This window comes from Nocardioides potassii (assembly GCF_021648885.1).
Classification (GTDB): Bacteria; Actinomycetota; Actinomycetes; order Propionibacteriales; family Nocardioidaceae; genus Nocardioides; species Nocardioides potassii.
On record NZ_JAKJHZ010000006.1, the window covers coordinates 122207 to 139052 of the forward strand.

The window sequence follows — 16846 nt, forward strand, 5'->3', positions numbered from 1 at the left end:
TCTCCTAGTCGTGAGCAAGAGTCGTGAGCAAGAGTGGTGAGCGGGTCGTGAGCGGGCTCAGGCCCAGCGCGAGGTGAACCAGTGCACGGCGCCGGTCTCGGGGTCGTAGCTGCGGCGCGGGAGGGTCCCGATGTCCGCGCCGTAGACGTGGATGCCGACGACCGGCTGGTCGCCACCGCACCGGACCTGGTGCACGTCGTCGTCGGTGGTGCAGCACACGGTGACCTCGCCGGGCCCCCACTCGTCGGTGCCCTGGCCGACCAGCGGGACGTTGGGCGTCGTCGGCTTCTCGTAGCGGGTCTCGACCTCGACGCCGGAGTAGATCCCGACGACGCCCCAGGTCTCGTGCCCGTGGACCGGCGTCCCCTGGCCGACGTCCCAGACCGCGCTGGCGATCGAGAAGCTGCCGTCGGCGGCGACGTGCAGCGGGTACATCACGTAGCGCACGGGGTCGGGAGCCACCTGCTCGGCCGGCAGCTCGAATCCCTCGGCGAGCACGCGCTCGAGCTCGGTGCGGACTGCCGCGGTGAGCGCCTGCTCGTCGAGACCCTGCCCGATGAGGTCCTCGACGGTCCGGGCGAGACCAGCGATCGCCGGCACGTCGCTCTGGACCGGGACGATCTCCTGCTGGGTGGTCATGCGGGTTCCTTCTTCCTGGCTCGGGCCTTCATGGTCTGGTCGGCGTACGTCGTGAGGCGGGCGTGCAGGCCCGGGAGCGACACCGACCGTGCGAGTGCGCTCACCTCGGCGTCGCTGTCGTGCTGCGGACGGTCGGGGCGAGGTCCGGCGAGCGCGACGGCGAGGTCGCTCGGTACGCCGGTGGTCAGCCGTCCACCGAGCTCAGCCCGTCGTACGCCGCCCAGGGCGACGCCGAACGAGGAGCCGGGGAATCGGAGGGTGACCGACGGGTCGACGAGACGGTGGTCGCAGGCGAGCACCAGGTCGGCCCCGGCGCCGACGGCTGCGCCGTCGACCACGGCGGCGGTCACGTAGGGCGCCGCGATGAGCCGCTCGAGGAGGTCCCCGATCCGTAGGAAGCGCAGCGCCAGGGTGGCGTCGGTCTCCGCCGCGAGCCCGCCGAGGTCGAACCCGGCCGCGAAGTGGCGGGGGTTGCCGCGCAGGACGAGGGCATCGGGCCCCGCCGCGTCGGCCTCGTCCAAGACCCCGTGAAGGGACTCGACGAGGTGCGCCGAGAGGGCATTCGCTCGCTCCGGCCGATCCAGCGTGAGCGCCCACGTGGACCCGCGGTCGACGATGATGCTCACCGGGCGTGCTCCCCGGTCCACTCCTGCACGACCTCCGGGTGGGCGCCGAGGGCTGGTGCCCCGCGCTCCAGGCGCGCGGCCAGACCCGAGATCCGGACCGGGTAGACCACGGTGGGGGTCTCCCCCGCCACCGGCACGTCGAGGTGCGCCACCAGGCCCGTGGCCTCGACGTGAGGGTCGGCCAGCGCCTCCCCGAAGGTGTTGACGGGACCGCACGGCACTCCGCGTGCCCGGAGCTCGGTGAGCCAGTGCTCGCGCTTCTCCAGGGCGAGCTGCTCACCCAGGAGGTCGGCGAGCTCGCGCTGGTGCGCGACGCGGTCGCGTTGGGTGGCGAAACGGGGGTCGTCGACGAGGCCCGGGAGGCCGACGACCTCGGCGACGGCCTTCCACAGCTTGTCGTTGCCCGCGGCGATGGTCAGGTCGCCGTCGGCGGCGCTGAAGCCCTGGTAGGGCGCGTTGCGCGGGTGCGCCGTTCCGAGGCGCGCCGGCTCGACACCGGATCCCCAGTACTCGCTGGTCTGGAGTGCGGAGACACCGATCAGGCAGTCCAGCATCGGAACGTCGAGCCGTACGGACGCTCCGCTGTCGCGGACCCGGGGCAGCATCGCGGCGATGGTGTAGGCGGCGTAGAGGCCTGCGGTGAAGTCACCGACCGGGACTCCCGACTTGACGGGGTTGCCGTCCGGCTCGCCGGTGACGCTCATCAGGCCGGACATCCCCTGGATCACGACGTCGTAGGCGCCGTCGTTGACGTAGGGGCTGGTCAGTCCGTAGCCCGAGATCGAGGCGTAGACGAGGCCGCGATGGTCCGCCGAGACCTCGTCGTAGCCGAGGCCGAGCCGGTCCAGCACGCCCGGCCGGTAGTTCTCCACCACGACGTCGGCCGCTGCGACGAGCGCCCGCACGTCCGCCAGCTGCGATGGGTCCTTGAGGTCAGCGGTGATGCTGCGCTTGTTGCGGTTGACCGAGGCGAAGTTGTGGCTGAACTCCGCACCGTCCCGGTCGCGCGCGATCGGTGGCCACGCGCGCATCTGGTCACCCGTCGGCGGCTCGACCTTGACGACGTCCGCGCCGAGGTCGGCCAGCAGCATCCCGGCGAAGGGCCCGGCGGCCACGTGGGTGAGCTCGACGACGCGGACGCCGTCCAACGGCAGACGTGTCGGGGCGGCGGCACCGTCAGGACGCACGGGCGGTCCCCGCGCGGTGGGCGAGCTCCTGGCGCACGAGCGGCAGCAGGTCGCGGCCGTAGTCGATCGCGTCCTGCAGGGGGTCGTACCCGCGGATCAGCACGGTGTTCACCCCGATCTCGACGTAGTCGAGGATCGCGGCCGCGACCGTCTCGGGCGACCCGACGAGCGCGGTCGAGTTCCCGCCCCCGCCGACGGCGGTGGTCGTGGGCGTCCAGAGGCAACGGTCGTGCACGTCGCCCTTCTCGGCCACGGCGAGCAGGCGCTGCGACCCGGCGTTCTGGGGGCCCTGCCCCTGCTGCGGGTGGATCCGCCCGACCTTCTCCTTGAAGGCCGCGCCGACGGCGCCGTTGATCGTGGCGAGAATGCCGTGGGCCCGCTCCCACGCCTCCTCGTCGGTGCGGCCCAGGATCGGGCGGAACGAGACCGAGGTGCGCGGCGGCGTGGTCCGCCCCGCGGACTCCGCTTCGCGGGCGACCGTCGCGATCTGCTCGCCGGTCTCTGCGAGCGGCTCGCCCCACAGCATGTAGGTGTCGGCGTGCTTCGCCCCGACCGCGTACGCCGCCGTCGAGCTGCCTCCGAAGAACAGCTCGAGGTGGCGGTCCTGGTAGGGGTGGACCTGCGGGTCGAAGCCCTCGAAGCGGTAGTAGCTCCCCTCGAAGTCCCGCGGCCCTCGGGTGTCCCACGACTGCCGCAGGACCTGCAGGTACTCGTCGGTGCGGGCGTAGCGCTCGTCGTGGGGCAGGTAGTCGCCCTCGCGCCGCTGCTCGGTGTCGTTGCCGCCGGTCACGATGTTGAGCGCGACGCGGCCCTTCGAGAAGTGGTCCAGTGTGGTGAAGGTCCGCGAGGCGAGGGTCGGGTGCACGACACCGGGGCGGTGCGCGACGAGCAGGCCGAGGCGCTCGGTGTGTGCTGCGGCGAAGGCAGCCACCTGGGTGCCCTCGGACCAGCCGGAGCCGTAGCCGATGAGCACGCGGTCGAAGCCACCGTCCTCGTGGGCCCTCGCGAAGCGGGCGGTGTAGTCGGGGTCGACGACGGGCCCGGTCGAGGGGCGGATCTCGGAGGCGTCGGCGGTGCCGATCATGCCGAGGATCTCGACGGAGTCGTAGGGGGCGGGGACGGTCATGGTCGTTCCTTCTCTCGGGAGGTGGTCTGCGGCTCAGGCGGTGGCCAGCGCGAGGCGCTGCTCCGCGCCGCGGCGGACCAGCTCGATGACGGGGGCGTAGGAGGTGGCGTCGGCCAGCGGGTCGAACCCGCGGATGAGCAGCGTCGTGACGCCGAGGGCGACGTAGTCGAGCAGCGCGTCTGCCACCTGCTCGTGCGTGCCGACGAGCGCCGTGGAGTTGCCGGTGGCACCGGTGACCTTGGCCAGGGCGGTCCAGAGCCGCTTGTCGTGGACGTCGCCCTTGTCGGCCGCCTCGAGCAGCCGCTGCGAGCCGACGGCGTTGCTCCCGTCGAGGCCGAACGTGCGCCGGGTGGTGCCCCACCGCTCGCGCGTTGCGTCCAGGATGGCCTCGGCGCGTGCCCAGGCCGCCTCCTCGGTGTCGGCCACGATCGGCCGCAGGCTCACGCTGAAGCGGGGGTCGCGGCCGTACGGCGCCGCAGCGGCCCGGACCTGCTCGATCCGCTCGCGGATGCCGTCGAGCGGCTCCCCCCAGAAGGCGTAGGCGTCCGCGTGCTTGCCACCCACCCGGATGGCGTCCTCGGAGGCGCCCCCGAAGTAGATCGGGATGCCCCCGGGTGTCGGACGTACGGCCGACCACGCCCCACGCACGCGGTAGAACTCCCCGTCGTGGTCGAACGGTTCGCTCGACTCCCACTCACGGCGGAGCACCGTCAGGAAGTCGTCGGTCCGGCGGTAGCGGGTGGTCTTGTCGGAGAAGTCCCCGTCCCGGGCCTGGTCGACGTCGTCGCCACCGGTGATGACGTGCATCGCGACGCGGCCCGGGTGGAAGGCGTCGAGGGTGGCGTAGGCGCGAGCGGCCAACGTCGGGGCCAGGAAACCCGGGCGGTGTGCCAGCAGGACGCCGAGCCGCTCGGTCGACTGCAGCACGTGGGAGGCCACCAGGAAGCCGTCGGGCGTGGCCGAGGAGTGGGCGATGAGGACACGGTCGAAGCCCGCGTCCTCGTGCGCCCGCGCCAGCCGGGCGGCGTACTCGGGGTTGACCGTCGGTCCCACCGGCACGCCGGCCTCGGTCTGGGCCGAGATCCCGTCGACGCGGTTGTGCTCCGACGGGGCGTTGCTGGTCTCCTGCGTGGCGGTGATGCCGATGAGCTCGATGGTCATCAGGACTCCTTCGTGGTGGTCAGGTGGGTCCGCCACTCGCCTGCGACGTGGCAGGCCGCCTCGCGGTCGCCGGGCAGGGTGACGGGGGCGGGCTGGTCCGCGCACGCGTCGTGCGCGAACCGGCAGCGAGGCGCGAACACGCAGACGCCGTGGCTCGGCCAGGCTCGGGCGTCCGGCTGGGGGCGGAGCTGCTCGGGGCGGAGCCGGTCGACGTGCGCCACGCTCGGGGCGGACGCCGTCAGGAGGCCGGTGTAGGGGTGGGCGGGTCGCTGGAGCACGTCCTGGATCGGCCCCTGCTCCACCACCCGGCTGCGGTAGAACACCGCCACGCGGTCCGCGATCCCGGCCAGCGAGCTCAGGTCGTGAGCAATGATCACCACAGCCAGCCCGAGCTCGCTGCGCAGCCGGTCGAGGAGGCTGAGCACCAGGTTCCGGTTGGACACGTCGAGCGCGGACACGGGCTCGTCGCAGAACAGCAGCTTGGGGTGCGTCGAGATCGCCCGGGCGAGGGAGACCCGCTGTCGCTGCCCGCCGGAGAGCTGGCGTGGGCGACGGCCGAGCATCGACTCGGGCTCGAGCCCGACGAGGCGCAGCGACTCCGCCACCCGTACGTCGCGCTCGGCGCGGGACAGCGTGCCCGCGATGTCGAGCGGCTCGCGGACCAGCTCGGCCACCGTGAGGTCCGGGTCGAGGGAGCGCAACGGGTCCTGGAAGACCAGCTGCACCTGTCCCGATCGCCGGAACTCGCGGAGGGCTCGGCCCTTCAAGGAGCCCATGTCCTGGCCGTCGAGCTCGATGCGGCCGGCAGCCGGCCGGACCAGGCCGACCGTGGCGCGCGCGAGGGTGGTCTTGCCGGACCCGGTCTCACCGACGATCCCGACGATCTCACCGGGACGCACCTCCAGGCTGGCGGCGGTCAACGCTGCGCCGGTGCCGAGGTGCGTGCCCTTGCGGGGAGGTGCGTAGGAGACCGAGAGGTCGCTGACCCGCAGCACCGGCGCGACCTGCGTGTGCTCGGGGCCCGACACCTCGGGCCGTTCGCGAGTGGCGGTCATGCGAGGGCTCCTTCCAGGGCGTCGAGGCGGGCACAGCGAGCGGCGCGCCCCCCTCCCAGGTCGGCCAGGGGCACCGGGCCCGAGGTGCAGGCAGAGGTGGCGAAGCGGCACCGCGGAGCGAACCGGCAGCCCGGCATGTCCTCGCCGACGGACGGCGGCTGGCCGGGGATGACCTCGAGCGCGCGCCGTTCCCAGGTCCCGATCGTGGCGACCCCCATGAGGGCCTGCGTGTAGGGGTGTCGGGGACGGGCGAGCACCTCCTCGGTGGTGCCGCTCTCGACGATCTCGCCGGCGTACATCACCAGGATCCGCTCGCAGGTCTCCGCGACGACAGCGAGGTCGTGGGTGACGAGGAGCAGTGCGAGGCCGTGGGTCTCCCGCAGGCGTCCGAGCAGGTCGAGGATCTCGGCCTGGATGACCACGTCCAGCGCGGTCGTGGCCTCGTCGGCGATCAACAGCTCGGGCTCGCACGACACCGAGATCGCGATGAGCACCCGCTGCTGCATCCCGCCCGACAGCTCGTGCGGATACCGGTGGAACACGCCTTCAGGGTCGTGCAGGCCGACCTCGGTGAAGAGCTCGACCGCGCGGCGGTGGGCGTCGGCGCGGGAGAGCCCCCGCTTGACGCGGAGCTGCTCCGCGAGCTGGTGGCCGACGGTGAGCGAGGGGTTGAGGTAGGACGCAGAGTCCTGGAACACCGCGCCGAGCCGGGTGCCTCGTACCTCGTTCCACGTACGCCGGGTGGCTCCCGTCAGCTCGGTGCCGCCGAGCACGATGCGGCCGTGGTCCACCTCGCCGGTCGCCGGCAGCAGGCCGAGCACGGAGCGGCAGGTCAGCGTCTTGCCGCTGCCCGACTCGCCCACCAGCCCGACGGACTCGCCGCGGCCGATCGAGAACGAGACGTCGTGGACGGCCACCAGGTGGTCGCCCACCGAGACCCGCAGGTCGGTGACCTCCAGGACCGGACTGAGGACTGGACCGGGTACGGAGTCAGGCACGAGCGGCCTCCTTCTGCTCAGGGCGGACGGTCACGCGCCGCGGCGACCTGCGTCGCGAGGGGTCGCCCGCCGCCTCGCGGACGGCGTCGGCGAGGAGGTTGAGGGACCCGACGGTGGCCATCATCAGGAGGCCCGGGAAGACGGGCGCCCACGGCTGCTGCGCCAGGTAGTCGAGGTCAGAGGCGAGCATGCCGCCCCAGGTCGGCGCCGGCGGGGACACCCCGAGGCCGAGGAACGACAGGGACGCGACGACGAGGAGCGCCGCACCGGTCGCCTGGGCGGAGGTCACTGCCACGTTGGGCAGCACCTTGCTCCAGATGTGGCGGCGCAGCGTCCACCACTCGGTGGCGCCCATCAGCTCGGCGGCCTCGACGTACTGCTGACGGCGCAGTCCGAGTGCTGCTGCGCGGGTGACGCGGAAGAAGATCGGGCTGATGAGCACACCGATCGCGAACATGGCCTGCTGCAGGCCGTTGCCGAGCGTGCCGGCGACCGCGATCGCGAAGACGGTGAAGGGCAGGATGACGAGGGTGTCGCTGATCCGCAGGGTCATCCACTCCAGGCGCGGGCCGAGCCATGCGGACGCGAGGCCCGAGGGCACACCGAGCACGCCGCCGATGAGCACGGCCTCGAACGCGCCGATCACCGAGAGCCGGGTGCCGGCCATGAGCCGGCTCAGCACGTCACGTCCGACGTAGTCGGTCCCGAGCCAGTGGGCCGCGGAGGGGCCTTCCAGGACGTGGTCGGTGTACTGCCGGAGGGGGTCGTGGGGCGCGAGCGCTCCACCGACGAGGGTGAGGAAGGCGATGACGGCGAGCACGACCAGCGCGAAGCGGGCCGAGGGAACCCGCCAGAGGTTCCTGATGATGGTCATCGAGGGCCCCCCTGCCGGCGGGTCGTCGGGTCGAGCGCCCTCTGCAGGACGTTGACGACGGCACTGGCGATCACCACGACGACGGCGGTGACGAGGAGGGTGCCGAGGACGACCGGTACGTCGCCGCGCTCGGCGGACTGCAGCGCCAGCTGGGCGACACCCGGCAGCCCGAAGAGTCGCTCGGTGATGACGGCCCCACCGACGATGAGCGGGATCGCGAGTCCGATCACCGCGAGCGTCGGAGCGGCTGCGTTGCGCAGGACGTGGCCGAACAGCACCCGCGACCGGCCGTAGCCACGCATCTCGGCGCCGATCGCGTAGTTCTCCGTCAGCGCGGTGACCATCGAGGTGCGCAGCTGACGGGCGATCGACGCGGCGACGTCGAGGCTCAGCGCGAGCGAGGGCAGGATCGAGAACCTCAGCCACTGCGCGGGGTCCTGCTCGATCGGCACGTAGCCGCCGGCGGGCAGCAGCTGCAGCTTCACCGAGAAGATCACGATCAACGCCATGCCGATGACGAACGGAGGCAGGGTGGCGAGCACCGAGCACACCAGCGTCACCAGCCGGTCGACAGCGCCGCCGTTGCTCAGTGCGGCCGCGATGCCGGACCCGCCACCGATGAGGATGGCGAGCACCAGGGCCAGGGCTGCGATGGAGAGGTCGACCGGCAGCGCCTGCTTGATGCTGTCGGCGACCGGGATCGTGGTGAACCACGAGCGGCCGAGGTCGCCCTGGACGGCGTCGCCGACCCAGGCGACGTACTGCACGACCAGTGGCCGGTCGAGCCCGAACTCGTGGTTCATCCGGGCGATGTCCTCCGGCGTCGCGGTCTCGCCGAGCACGGCGGCGGCGGGGTTGCTGTCGCTCAGCGCTCCCAGGGCGAAGGTGATCACCGACGCGAGCAGGAGCACCGTGATGGTGACCGCCAGTGCGCCGGCGAGCGCGCGCAGCGCCGAGGTGACGCGGCCGGTCCGGCCTCGGGCTGGAGCGACGGACGCTGGAGCGGCCTGCGGCTCGATCTCCGGTGGGGACGTGCCTGCTTCGGGGGCGACGGTCAGGCTCACGCGGTGACACCCTCGAAGCGACGGAGGCTGGGACGGGTCGGGAGCCCGCTCACGCCCTTGCGGGCGATGACGGCCGGCACGAGGGTGAGGAAGGTGTTGGGGAAGGTCGTGACGGCGATCTTCGTGGCCTCCTGGAGCAGCGCAGGGTAGGTCGGGTCGTCCGTCGGCGTCTTCTTGACCTTCTCCAGCTGGGCCTCGAGCTCCGGGCTGGTGGTGCGCGCGGGGTTCATCAGTCCCTCGGCGCCGAAGAGCACCTGGAAGGCCTGGACCGGGGACTCGCGCCCTGCGAAGCCGTCGTAGGTGAGCGCCTTGGAGTGCTCGAGGTAGACCAGCTGGGTGTGCTGGGTCGGCGGGATCGACTCGATCTTCGCCTCGATCCCGACCTCCTTGAGCTGCGCCTGGATCAGCTCGACCGCGGCTTCGCTCTGGCCGCTGCTCGTGAAGACGGCCTTGACCGGCGAGGTGTGGCCGGCGTCCTTGAGGATCTTGCGCGACCGGTCCGGGTCGTAGGCGTAGATGCTGGCGAGCTCGGGGTTGTAGCCGACGTAGCCGGGCGGGAACGGCTGGTAGCTGACGTCGCCCACCCCGAACGCCGCGACCTCCTTGAGCTTCTCGCGGTCGATCGCGTACTTCATCGCCTCGACGACGGCCGGGTCGTCGAAGGGCGCCATGCTCGCGTTGACGTCGAGGACGCTCACGAACATCGTGCTGATGACCTGGACGTCGAGCCCGGCGTCCTTGGCCTGCTGGAGCTGCGCACCGCCCAGGCGGACCAGGTTGAACTGCCCGGACCGCGCGGCGGCCACGGCGGTCGACGGGTCGGGCTGGGGGTACAGCTCGAAGTTCTCGACCTTGATCTCGTCGGCCGCGGAGAAGTTCGGGTTCTTCTTCAACGTGGCGTGGTCGTTCTGCACGTACGCCGTGAGGGTGAACGGGCCCGAGCCTGCGGGCTGGGTGGCCAGCGAGTCGACGTCCTTCTCGAAGACGGCGGGGTTGACCACCATGCCGGTCTTGCCGGCGAAGAGGAGCGGGTACTGGTAGTCGACCTCGGTGAGCTCGATGACGACGTCGAGGTCGCCGTCGGCCCTCACCGACTTGATGGTGGCCATCTGCGGAGCGATGAGGGAGCCGTCCTGGGTCCGACCGCGTTCGATCGACTTCGCCACCGCCGTGGCGTCGAGCGGGCTCCCGTCGCTGAACTTCAGGCCCTCGTGGAGCGTGAAGGTCACGACCTTGCCCGAGTCGTCGTACGCCCACTTCTCGGCCAGCCAGGGCGTCGCGTTGCCCTGGTCGTCGAGGGCGGTGATCGCGTCGTAGGTGAGGGCGAGCATCTGGACGTCGGAGCCGGCGGAGGAGGTGACCGGGTCCCACGTGGTCGGCAGCTGCCACGCCCACTTGATGGTCCCGGTGCCGCCGGAGCCGGAGGAGCCGCCCGAGCCGAGGGTCGAGGTGCCGCCGCACGCCTCCAGCCCGAGGACGAGGCCGGCGGCGAGGCTGAGGCCGAGGAAGCCGCGTCGGGAGGGGGCGAAGGTGGGCGAGGGCGTGGTGCTGGCGCGCGTCATGGGAGGCGTGTGCCTTTCGGTTCGGGTCGTACGACGGGTGGGTGGGGGTGGTGGTGGGGCTGGCGCCGGCCGGGTCAACCGGCTCGACGGGCCGCCGTGTGGCGGTTCTCCGGCACGGGCAGCCCGAGATGCCCGCGCAGGTGGGTGGACTCGTAGTCGCTGCGGAAGACACCGCGGTCCTGGAGGATCGGGACCACGTCGTCCACGATCCGGCGGAAGTTGGCGGGGTGGTCGAGGCCGATGTTGAAGCCGTCGCAGGCCTTGGCCTCCCACCACTCGACGAGCTTGTCGGCGACGGTCGTCGGCGACCCGACGAACTCGCTCTTGCGGAACGCGCGGGTCGCCTCGACGGCCTGCCGCAGCGTCCAGCCGTTGTCGACGGCACGCTGGGTGACGGCCTTGGCCTGGGTGTAGAACGACCGCTCGCCGTGGACGAGGGCCTCGGCGGGGAAGGGCGCGTCGAGGTCGTACTGGGTGAAGTCGTGCCACCCGAAGGGACGTCCGAACTCGCGGAGCGCGGCGCCGAAGGTGTGGTCACGGTCGTTGTTGGCCGCCTCGATCTCGCGGGCGTCCTCATCGGTGTCGCCGACGACCACCTTGACGCCCGGCATGATGACGAGGTGGTCCGGGTTGCGGCCGAACCTGTCGCGCGCGCGGGTCTTGATGTCGTCGTAGAACGCCTGGCCGCTGGGGATGTCGGGCGCGAAGGTGAAGATCCCTTCGCCCACGCTTGCTCCCAGGTCGCGACCCTGCTCGGAGTCACCCGCCTGGAAGATCACCGGATGGCCCTGGGGCGAGCGCACCATGTTGAGCGGGCCACGGACGGAGAAGTAGGTACCTTCGTGGTCGAGGACGTGCTGCTTGGTGGCGTCGAGGAACTGCCCCGTCTCGCGGTCCCGCACGAAGGCGTCGTCCTCGTAGGAGTCCCAGAGCGCCCGGGCGAGCTCGACGTACTCCTGCGCCCTGCCGTAGCGGGTGTCGTAGTCGTAGTGCTCGTCCAGGCCGTAGTTGCCTGCCGTGCCGGCGTCCCCGGTGGTGACCACGTTCCACCCGGCTCGCCCGCCGCTGATGAGGTCGAGCGAGCCGAAGCGCCGCACCAGGTTGAAGGGGCTGTTGAAGCTCGTCGTCGCCGTCCCCACGAGGCCGATGCGCTCCGTCCGGGTGGCAAGGGCGCTGAGGAGGGTGAGCGGCTCGAGGCGATTGAGGTAGTGCGGGGGCGAGAACGGCGTGATGAACTGGCTGTCGACGATGAAGACCAGGTCGAACTTGCCCCGCTCGGCCAGCTGGGCCATCTCGACGTACCAGTCGATGTTGACGCTCGCGTCGCCGGGGATCTCGGGGTCGAGCCACAGCGTGTGGCTCCCCGGACCGCCCGTGCCGTAGGGCACTGCGCCCAGGTGCATCTGCCTCGTTGCCATCGACTCCCTCTCGCGAAAAATCTTTCTCTAGTAAGTTAGTCGACTTTTCTGGAACGATCCAACGCGCCGTTGTGATGGGACTCATCAGGCTGCGCGATCAAAGTCGACTAATCTGGTCGACATGGATCGCACCCTCGACATCGGCCCCCTCCGCAGCCTGGTCGCGGTCTCCGACTGCGGGGGCTTCCAGCGCGCTGCGGAGCGGCTGCACCTCAGCCAGGCGGGCGTGAGCCAGCACGTGCGTCGGCTCGAGGCGGCCACCGGGTTGCAGCTCGTGGAGCGGCACGGTCGCGGCTCGCGGTTCACCGCCGACGGCGAGCGGCTGCTCGCTGCGGCCAGGCGGATCCTCGCCGCTCACGACGAGGCGCTCCGCGATCTCGCCGGGGCGCGCCTCGAGGTCACGATCGGCTCGACCGAGCACGCGGCCGCGCGCCTCCTCCCGACGTTGTCAGCGGCGTTCGAGGACGTCGACTCCGGCACGACGTTCCGCTATCGCATCGACCGCGGCTCCCGCCTGCGCGAGGGCCTCGCCTCCGGGCAGGTCGACCTCGCGCTGCTGCTCAACGCGGCCGACCGCCCGGGAGCCGTGCCGGTCGGCGAGCTCGAGCTCACGTGGTACGCCGCCGAGACCTGGCGTCTGCCGACGCCGCCCGACCCCGTCATGGTCGTCGCCTTCGACAACCCGTGCGAGCTGCGCAACCGAGCCCTCCAGGCACTGGCGGACCACGGCATACCCGCCGCGATCGGAGCCGAGGCCACCCAGCTCGCAGGAGTGCAGGCCGCGGTGAGCTCGGGCCTCGGCGTGGCCCTGATGGCACTGGAGGAGCCGCCGGCCGGGATGGTCGCGGTGCACGACCTGCCCGCGCCCGAGCCGCTGATGGTCTACGTCTGCCCCCGTGACGGCCTGGCACCGGAGGTCACGAGGATCGCGGCGGACGCCCTCAGCGCCGTCCTGCGCCGCCCGCGCGACACCCGGCGGCTGGCCCCGGTCAGCTGATGAGCTCGTCGAGGCGCCACTGCACCCCGATGCCGACTTGGGACGCAGAGACGCCCCCGGGGTCTCGGGTCCCCGGGGGCGTCGGAGCCGCCTGTCAGAATCGAACTGACGACCTAGTCATTACGAGTGACTCGCTCTACCGACTGAGCTAAGGCGGCCGGCGTCGAGACGTGCTCGACGACCGCGGGCGAGTATACGGAGCACGCGGACCCGGACAGAAATCCGGGGGTGGGGAGCACCGGCTAGGTTCGAGGACGACCCATCCCCGACACATCGCAGGAGACCACGATGCCCACTCGCTCCGCCCGCACCGCCTGGAACGGCGGCCTCCAGGACGGATCCGGCCAGGTCGAGCTCACCAGCTCCGGCGTCGGCACGTACGACGTCTCGTTCCCCAAGCGGGCAGCCGACGACGCCGACGGCACGACCAGCCCCGAGGAGCTCGTCGCCGCGGCGCACTCCGCCTGCTACGCGATGCAGCTCTCCGCCCTCATCGCCGAGGCCGGCGGCACCCCGCAGGCGCTCGAGGTGAAGGCCGACGTCACCCTCGGCCCCGACAAGGAGGCCGGCGGCTTCAAGCTCACCGGCATCCTGCTCACCGTCCGCGGCGAGGTCGACGGCCTCGACGAGGCCGGCTTCAAGGAGGCCGCCGAGAAGGCCAAGGCCGGCTGCCCGATCAGCAAGGCGCTCACCGGCGTCGAGATCACGCTCGACGCCGCGCTCGAGGGCTGACTAGCAGGTCGTCCCGTCGTCGGGGACTGTCCCCTCCAGGAGGTAGTCCTCGACGATGGAGTCGATGCACCCGTTGCCGGAGTTGTAGGCCGTGTGGCCGTCGCCGTCGCGCTCGACGAGCACGCCGGAGTCGAGCTGCGCGGCCAGCGCCTCGGCCCACTTCATCGGGGTGGCGGGGTCCCGGCTCGTGCCCAGCACGAGGATCGGTGCGGCTCCCTCGGCCCTGATCGTCAGCGGTTCCTCGGTGGACTTCACGGCGATGCCGCGGCACCCGGTCATCCCCCAGGCGAAGATCCGGCCGAAGGTGGGCGACGCCTGCTCGAACTCCGGGTAGAGCGACGGCACCTGGCTGAACGGCACGGACGTGGGGTCGTCGAGGCAGTTGATGGCGTAGTTGGCCTCGATCGAGTTGTCGGCGTAGGACCCGTCGGCGTTGCGCGAGGCGTAGGCGTCGGCGAGGTCCATCAGCGCCGAGCCGTTGCCGTCGAGCGCCGACGTGAGCGCGGTGCTGAGCAGGAACCAGTAGTCGCGGTTGTAGAGCGGCGTGATGATGCCGTAGAACGCGTTGCCGACCTGCAGCTCGCGATCACCCGCCGGCAGTGGCTGCTCCTCGATCGAGTCGAGCAGGTCGCTGATCGTGGTCATGCCCTCGTCGACCGTGTCGCCGAGGAAGCAGTTGTCGGTGGTGTCGAGGCAGTTCTGCACGTAGGCCCGCAGCGCGGTCTCGAAGCCCTCGGCCTGCTCGAGCGCCAGCGACTTCGCGTCCAGGGACACGTCGACCGCCCCGTCGAGCACCAGGCGGCCGACCTTGTCGGGGAAGAGCTCGGCGTAGGTCGCGCCGAGCTTGGTGCCGTACGACGCCCCGAGGTAGGTCAGCGTGTCCTCGCCGAGCGCCGAGCGGAGGACGTCCATGTCGCGCGCGGCCTCGATCGTCGTGACGTGGCCGAGGTCGTCGCCGGAGCTGGCGACGCACTTCGGCCCGAAGCCGAGGACGGACGACTCGTAGGACTTCACCTCGGCCGGCGTGTCCGGCGTCGGGTCACCCGCGAGGTAGGCGTCGAGCTCGCTGTCGCTGAGGCAGTCGACCGGGGCCGAGCGGCCCGCCCCGCGCGGGTCGAAGCCGACGATGTCGAAGCCGTCGAGGAGCGGCTGGCGGAAGACGCGGCCGGCCGCGGCGGCGTACGACGTCCCCGGGGCGCCGGGCCCGCCGGGGTTCACCACCATCGAGCCGACCCGTGCCCCGCTGGCCGGCACCCGCAGCAGCGCGAGGTCGATGGTCTCGCCCTCGGGGTCGGCGTAGTCGATCGGGACGGTCAGGGTCCCGCAGTCCTGGTCGGGGTCGGACTCGCACGGCGCCCAGTCGATGCGCTGGGAGTAGAAGTCCGCGAGGGAGGCGTCGGGCGCCTCGGTCACCGTCGCCGGCGGCGGCGTGGTGGGCGACGGCGTGGGGCGCGCGGCGGGCTCGTCGGGCAGGGCCCCGCGGACGGCGAGCCCGACCGCGACGAACGCGGTCACGGCGAGCACGAGGACGGCGATGACCGCCGCGACCTTCTTCACCGACGACCTCCGGGCAGTCGCAGCGCGACCATCATCGACTCGAGCGCCAGCTGCGGCGGCACGTTGAACTCCAGCATCTGCTCGCGTGCGGTGAAGACCGCGTCGATCATCCGCAGCAGCTCGTCGGGCGTGGCGGCGCGGGCGACGACCTCGACGTCGCCGCGCAGCTCCTCGTTGACCAGCATGCCCGGTGCGCCGACGCCCACGGCGATCGCGTCGCGGTAGACCGATACGAGGTCCATCAGCGCACGGTCGATCACGTCGAGGACGCGTCGCTTGGCCTTCTGCTTCTGCAGCTTCTCCAGGGCCCCCAGCGCGGCGCGGTAGGAACGGCTCGTCGTGTCCTTGCGCTCGCTGCCGAAGATGGACTGGAGGTCGGCGAGCTCGCGCCTCTCGGCGTCGGCGGTGATCGCCTCGGTCTCCTGCTTGGCGAGCTCGGCCAGGTCGGTCGCGGCCGTCATGCACGCGCCGAGCGAGGTCAGCCCCGCTGGGATGCTCACCACCGAGCGGCGCCGCGCACGGGTCTCCTCGTCGAGCGCGAGCGCCCGGGCGCGGCCGATGTGGCCCTGGCTGGCGCGGGCAGCGAAGCCGGCGACGGACTCGGAGATCCCGTCGTGGCGGGCGAGGAACCGCGCGACGTCCTCGGTGCCGGGCGTCGCGAGCGTCAGCGTGCGGCAGCGCGACCGGATCGTCGGCAGGACGTCCTGGACGGTCGGCGCGCACAGGAGCCAGATCGTCTTGGGCGTCGGCTCCTCGATCGCCTTGAGGAGCGCGTTGCCGGTGCGTGGGTTCTCCGGGGTGCCGAGGCGGTCGGCGTCCTCGATGACGACGATCTGCCAGCGGCCGATGGCGGGGAACTTGGCCGCCGACTGCACGAGGCCGCGCATGTCGTCGACGTAGAGCACCGAGGTCTCCGACCGCACCCAGGTGATGTCGGGGTGCGAGCCGCTCATCCCGAGCCGGCACGCCTCGCACTCGCCACAGCCCGTACGTCGTTCGCACTGCAGCGCCGTCGCGAAGGCGCGCGCGACGTTGGACCGGCCCGAGCCGGGCGGTCCGGTGATCAGCCACGCGTGGGTCATCCCCGTGCCGGCTGCGGCGTGCTTGAGCACCTCGATGGTCGGTCGCTGGCCGACCAGGTCGTCCCAGACGCCGGCGGTCGTGGTCGTCATCGATCCTCCAGCAGCGGCTCGATGCGGGCGCGGATGGCGGCGGCGATCTCCTCGATCGGCTCCCGGGCGTCGAGGACGGCGTAGTGGTCGGGGTCAGCCGCCGCGAGGTCGAGGAAGCCCTGGCGCACCCGCTGGTGGAACTCCAGCGACTGCCCCTCGATCCGGTCGCGTCCGTCGAACCGTCCCAGCCCCGCCTCCGGCGCGAGGTCGAGCACGACGGTGAGGTGCGGGCGCAGGTCGGCCGTGGCCCACCGGGCCACCCCCTCCACCTCGGAGACCTCGAGCGTCCGGCCGGCGCCCTGGTAGGCCAGCGTGGAGTCGACGTAGCGGTCGGTGATCACGACCTCGCCGCGGGCGAGCGCGGGCAGGACCACGTGGTCGACGTGCTCGGCCTTGTCGGCGATGTAGAGCAGCGCCTCGGTGCGGTCGGACAGGTGCCCGGTCGCCGGGTCGAGGACGATCCGGCGCAGCTCCTTGCCCACCTCGGTGTCGCCCGGCTCGAACGTCAGCAGCACGGTGCGGCCCCGGTCGACCAGCCAGTCGCGCAGCAGTCGCGACTGCGTCGACTTGCCCGCGCCGTCCCCGCCCTCGAAGCACACGAACAGCCCGTGCTCGGAGTAGGCGGGTGGGTTCACGTCGCACACCCTACGGGCGGGCGCCCACACCCCCCCTCAGGCT

The 16846-nt window shown here is 71.9% G+C and carries 16 protein-coding genes and 1 tRNA gene; 2 read left to right on the forward strand and 15 right to left on the reverse strand.

The window, feature by feature from the left end:
- Nucleotides 1–57: 57 nt before the first annotated feature.
- The 11 genes from L2K70_RS09910 to L2K70_RS09960 form a co-directional block, all read right to left on the reverse strand.
- Nucleotides 58–639, reverse strand: a complete 582-nt coding sequence (locus L2K70_RS09910; RefSeq protein ID WP_236401676.1) for a cysteine dioxygenase family protein — start codon at nucleotides 637–639, stop codon at nucleotides 58–60.
- Complete coding sequence (locus L2K70_RS09915) at nucleotides 636–1265, reverse strand: enoyl-CoA hydratase/isomerase family protein (protein WP_236401677.1); 630 nt, start codon at nucleotides 1263–1265, stop codon at nucleotides 636–638. Before L2K70_RS09915 ends, L2K70_RS09910 begins: the two co-directional genes overlap by 4 nt.
- Nucleotides 1262–2413 carry a CaiB/BaiF CoA transferase family protein gene (locus L2K70_RS09920; protein WP_236401678.1) on the reverse strand — a complete coding sequence of 384 codons (1152 nt, stop codon included), beginning with the start codon at nucleotides 2411–2413 and terminating at the stop codon, nucleotides 1262–1264. Before L2K70_RS09920 ends, L2K70_RS09915 begins: the two co-directional genes overlap by 4 nt.
- Before the next feature lie 28 nt (nucleotides 2414–2441).
- Nucleotides 2442–3578, reverse strand: coding sequence for an LLM class flavin-dependent oxidoreductase (locus L2K70_RS09925; RefSeq protein ID WP_236401679.1), 1137 nt, complete (start codon nucleotides 3576–3578; stop codon nucleotides 2442–2444).
- Nucleotides 3579–3611: 33 nt separating this feature from the next.
- The gene (locus L2K70_RS09930; protein ID WP_236401680.1) at nucleotides 3612–4739 is read right to left on the reverse strand and encodes an LLM class flavin-dependent oxidoreductase; all 1128 of its coding nucleotides are present in this window, start codon (nucleotides 4737–4739) and stop codon (nucleotides 3612–3614) included.
- A complete protein-coding gene (locus tag L2K70_RS09935) occupies nucleotides 4739–5794 on the reverse strand; it encodes an ABC transporter ATP-binding protein (RefSeq protein ID WP_236401681.1) in 1056 nt (351 codons plus the stop codon). Before L2K70_RS09935 ends, L2K70_RS09930 begins: the two co-directional genes overlap by 1 nt.
- On the reverse strand, nucleotides 5791–6792 hold the full coding sequence (locus tag L2K70_RS09940) for an ABC transporter ATP-binding protein (protein ID WP_236401682.1): 1002 nt from the start codon (nucleotides 6790–6792) through the stop codon (nucleotides 5791–5793). The genes L2K70_RS09935 and L2K70_RS09940 overlap by 4 nt, the downstream gene beginning before the upstream one ends.
- The gene (locus L2K70_RS09945; protein ID WP_236401683.1) at nucleotides 6785–7666 is read right to left on the reverse strand and encodes an ABC transporter permease; all 882 of its coding nucleotides are present in this window, start codon (nucleotides 7664–7666) and stop codon (nucleotides 6785–6787) included. The genes L2K70_RS09940 and L2K70_RS09945 overlap by 8 nt, the downstream gene beginning before the upstream one ends.
- Complete coding sequence (locus L2K70_RS09950; protein ID WP_236401684.1) at nucleotides 7663–8730, reverse strand: ABC transporter permease; 1068 nt, start codon at nucleotides 8728–8730, stop codon at nucleotides 7663–7665. Before L2K70_RS09950 ends, L2K70_RS09945 begins: the two co-directional genes overlap by 4 nt.
- Nucleotides 8727–10292, reverse strand: coding sequence for an ABC transporter substrate-binding protein (locus tag L2K70_RS09955; RefSeq protein ID WP_236401685.1), 1566 nt, complete (start codon nucleotides 10290–10292; stop codon nucleotides 8727–8729). Before L2K70_RS09955 ends, L2K70_RS09950 begins: the two co-directional genes overlap by 4 nt.
- Nucleotides 10293–10366: 74 nt before the next feature.
- Nucleotides 10367–11710, reverse strand: a complete 1344-nt coding sequence (locus tag L2K70_RS09960) for an LLM class flavin-dependent oxidoreductase (RefSeq protein WP_236401686.1) — start codon at nucleotides 11708–11710, stop codon at nucleotides 10367–10369.
- A gap of 121 nt (nucleotides 11711–11831) precedes the next feature.
- On the opposite strand from L2K70_RS09960, the gene L2K70_RS09965 reads away from it, so the two are divergent.
- Entirely contained in the window at nucleotides 11832–12707 is an 876-nt protein-coding gene (locus tag L2K70_RS09965) for a LysR family transcriptional regulator (RefSeq protein WP_236401687.1), read from the forward strand.
- An 85-nt stretch (nucleotides 12708–12792) separates the two neighbouring features.
- Here the strand turns inward: L2K70_RS09965 and L2K70_RS09970 are convergent.
- Nucleotides 12793–12865, reverse strand: a tRNA-Thr gene (locus L2K70_RS09970).
- Between the two features lie 130 nt (nucleotides 12866–12995).
- Here L2K70_RS09970 and L2K70_RS09975 point away from each other — a divergent pair.
- The gene (locus L2K70_RS09975) at nucleotides 12996–13439 is read left to right on the forward strand and encodes an OsmC family protein (RefSeq protein ID WP_236401688.1); all 444 of its coding nucleotides are present in this window, start codon (nucleotides 12996–12998) and stop codon (nucleotides 13437–13439) included.
- Here the strand turns inward: L2K70_RS09975 and L2K70_RS09980 are convergent, their stop codons facing one another.
- From L2K70_RS09980 to tmk, 3 genes are read right to left on the reverse strand one after another with little or no spacing between them, the layout of a single operon-like run.
- A complete protein-coding gene (locus L2K70_RS09980) occupies nucleotides 13440–14996 on the reverse strand; it encodes an alpha/beta hydrolase (RefSeq protein ID WP_236401689.1) in 1557 nt (518 codons plus the stop codon).
- Complete coding sequence (locus tag L2K70_RS09985) at nucleotides 14993–16168, reverse strand: DNA polymerase III subunit delta' (RefSeq protein WP_236401690.1); 1176 nt, start codon at nucleotides 16166–16168, stop codon at nucleotides 14993–14995. The genes L2K70_RS09980 and L2K70_RS09985 overlap by 4 nt, the downstream gene beginning before the upstream one ends.
- Nucleotides 16165–16803: a dTMP kinase gene (gene tmk / locus L2K70_RS09990; RefSeq protein ID WP_236401691.1), complete on the reverse strand. Its 639-nt coding sequence runs from the start codon at nucleotides 16801–16803 to the stop codon at nucleotides 16165–16167. Before tmk ends, L2K70_RS09985 begins: the two co-directional genes overlap by 4 nt.
- Nucleotides 16804–16846 lie beyond the last annotated feature (43 nt).

What these genes read in the sequence shown, in the direction of transcription:
- L2K70_RS09945 (WP_236401683.1), bottom strand. Translation starts at nt 7,666, where the DNA reads ATGACCATCATCAGGAACCTCTGGCGGGTTCCCTCGGCCCGCTTCGCG.
- L2K70_RS09910 (WP_236401676.1), bottom strand. Translation starts at nt 639, where the DNA reads ATGACCACCCAGCAGGAGATCGTCCCGGTCCAGAGCGACGTGCCGGCG.
- L2K70_RS09930 (WP_236401680.1), bottom strand. Translation starts at nt 4,739, where the DNA reads ATGACCATCGAGCTCATCGGCATCACCGCCACGCAGGAGACCAGCAAC.
- L2K70_RS09965 (WP_236401687.1), top strand. Translation starts at nt 11,832, where the DNA reads ATGGATCGCACCCTCGACATCGGCCCCCTCCGCAGCCTGGTCGCGGTC.
- L2K70_RS09960 (WP_236401686.1), bottom strand. Translation starts at nt 11,710, where the DNA reads ATGGCAACGAGGCAGATGCACCTGGGCGCAGTGCCCTACGGCACGGGC.
- L2K70_RS09955 (WP_236401685.1), bottom strand. Translation starts at nt 10,292, where the DNA reads ATGACGCGCGCCAGCACCACGCCCTCGCCCACCTTCGCCCCCTCCCGA.
- L2K70_RS09925 (WP_236401679.1), bottom strand. Translation starts at nt 3,578, where the DNA reads ATGACCGTCCCCGCCCCCTACGACTCCGTCGAGATCCTCGGCATGATC.
- L2K70_RS09975 (WP_236401688.1), top strand. Translation starts at nt 12,996, where the DNA reads ATGCCCACTCGCTCCGCCCGCACCGCCTGGAACGGCGGCCTCCAGGAC.
- L2K70_RS09985 (WP_236401690.1), bottom strand. Translation starts at nt 16,168, where the DNA reads ATGACGACCACGACCGCCGGCGTCTGGGACGACCTGGTCGGCCAGCGA.
- L2K70_RS09935 (WP_236401681.1), bottom strand. Translation starts at nt 5,794, where the DNA reads ATGACCGCCACTCGCGAACGGCCCGAGGTGTCGGGCCCCGAGCACACG.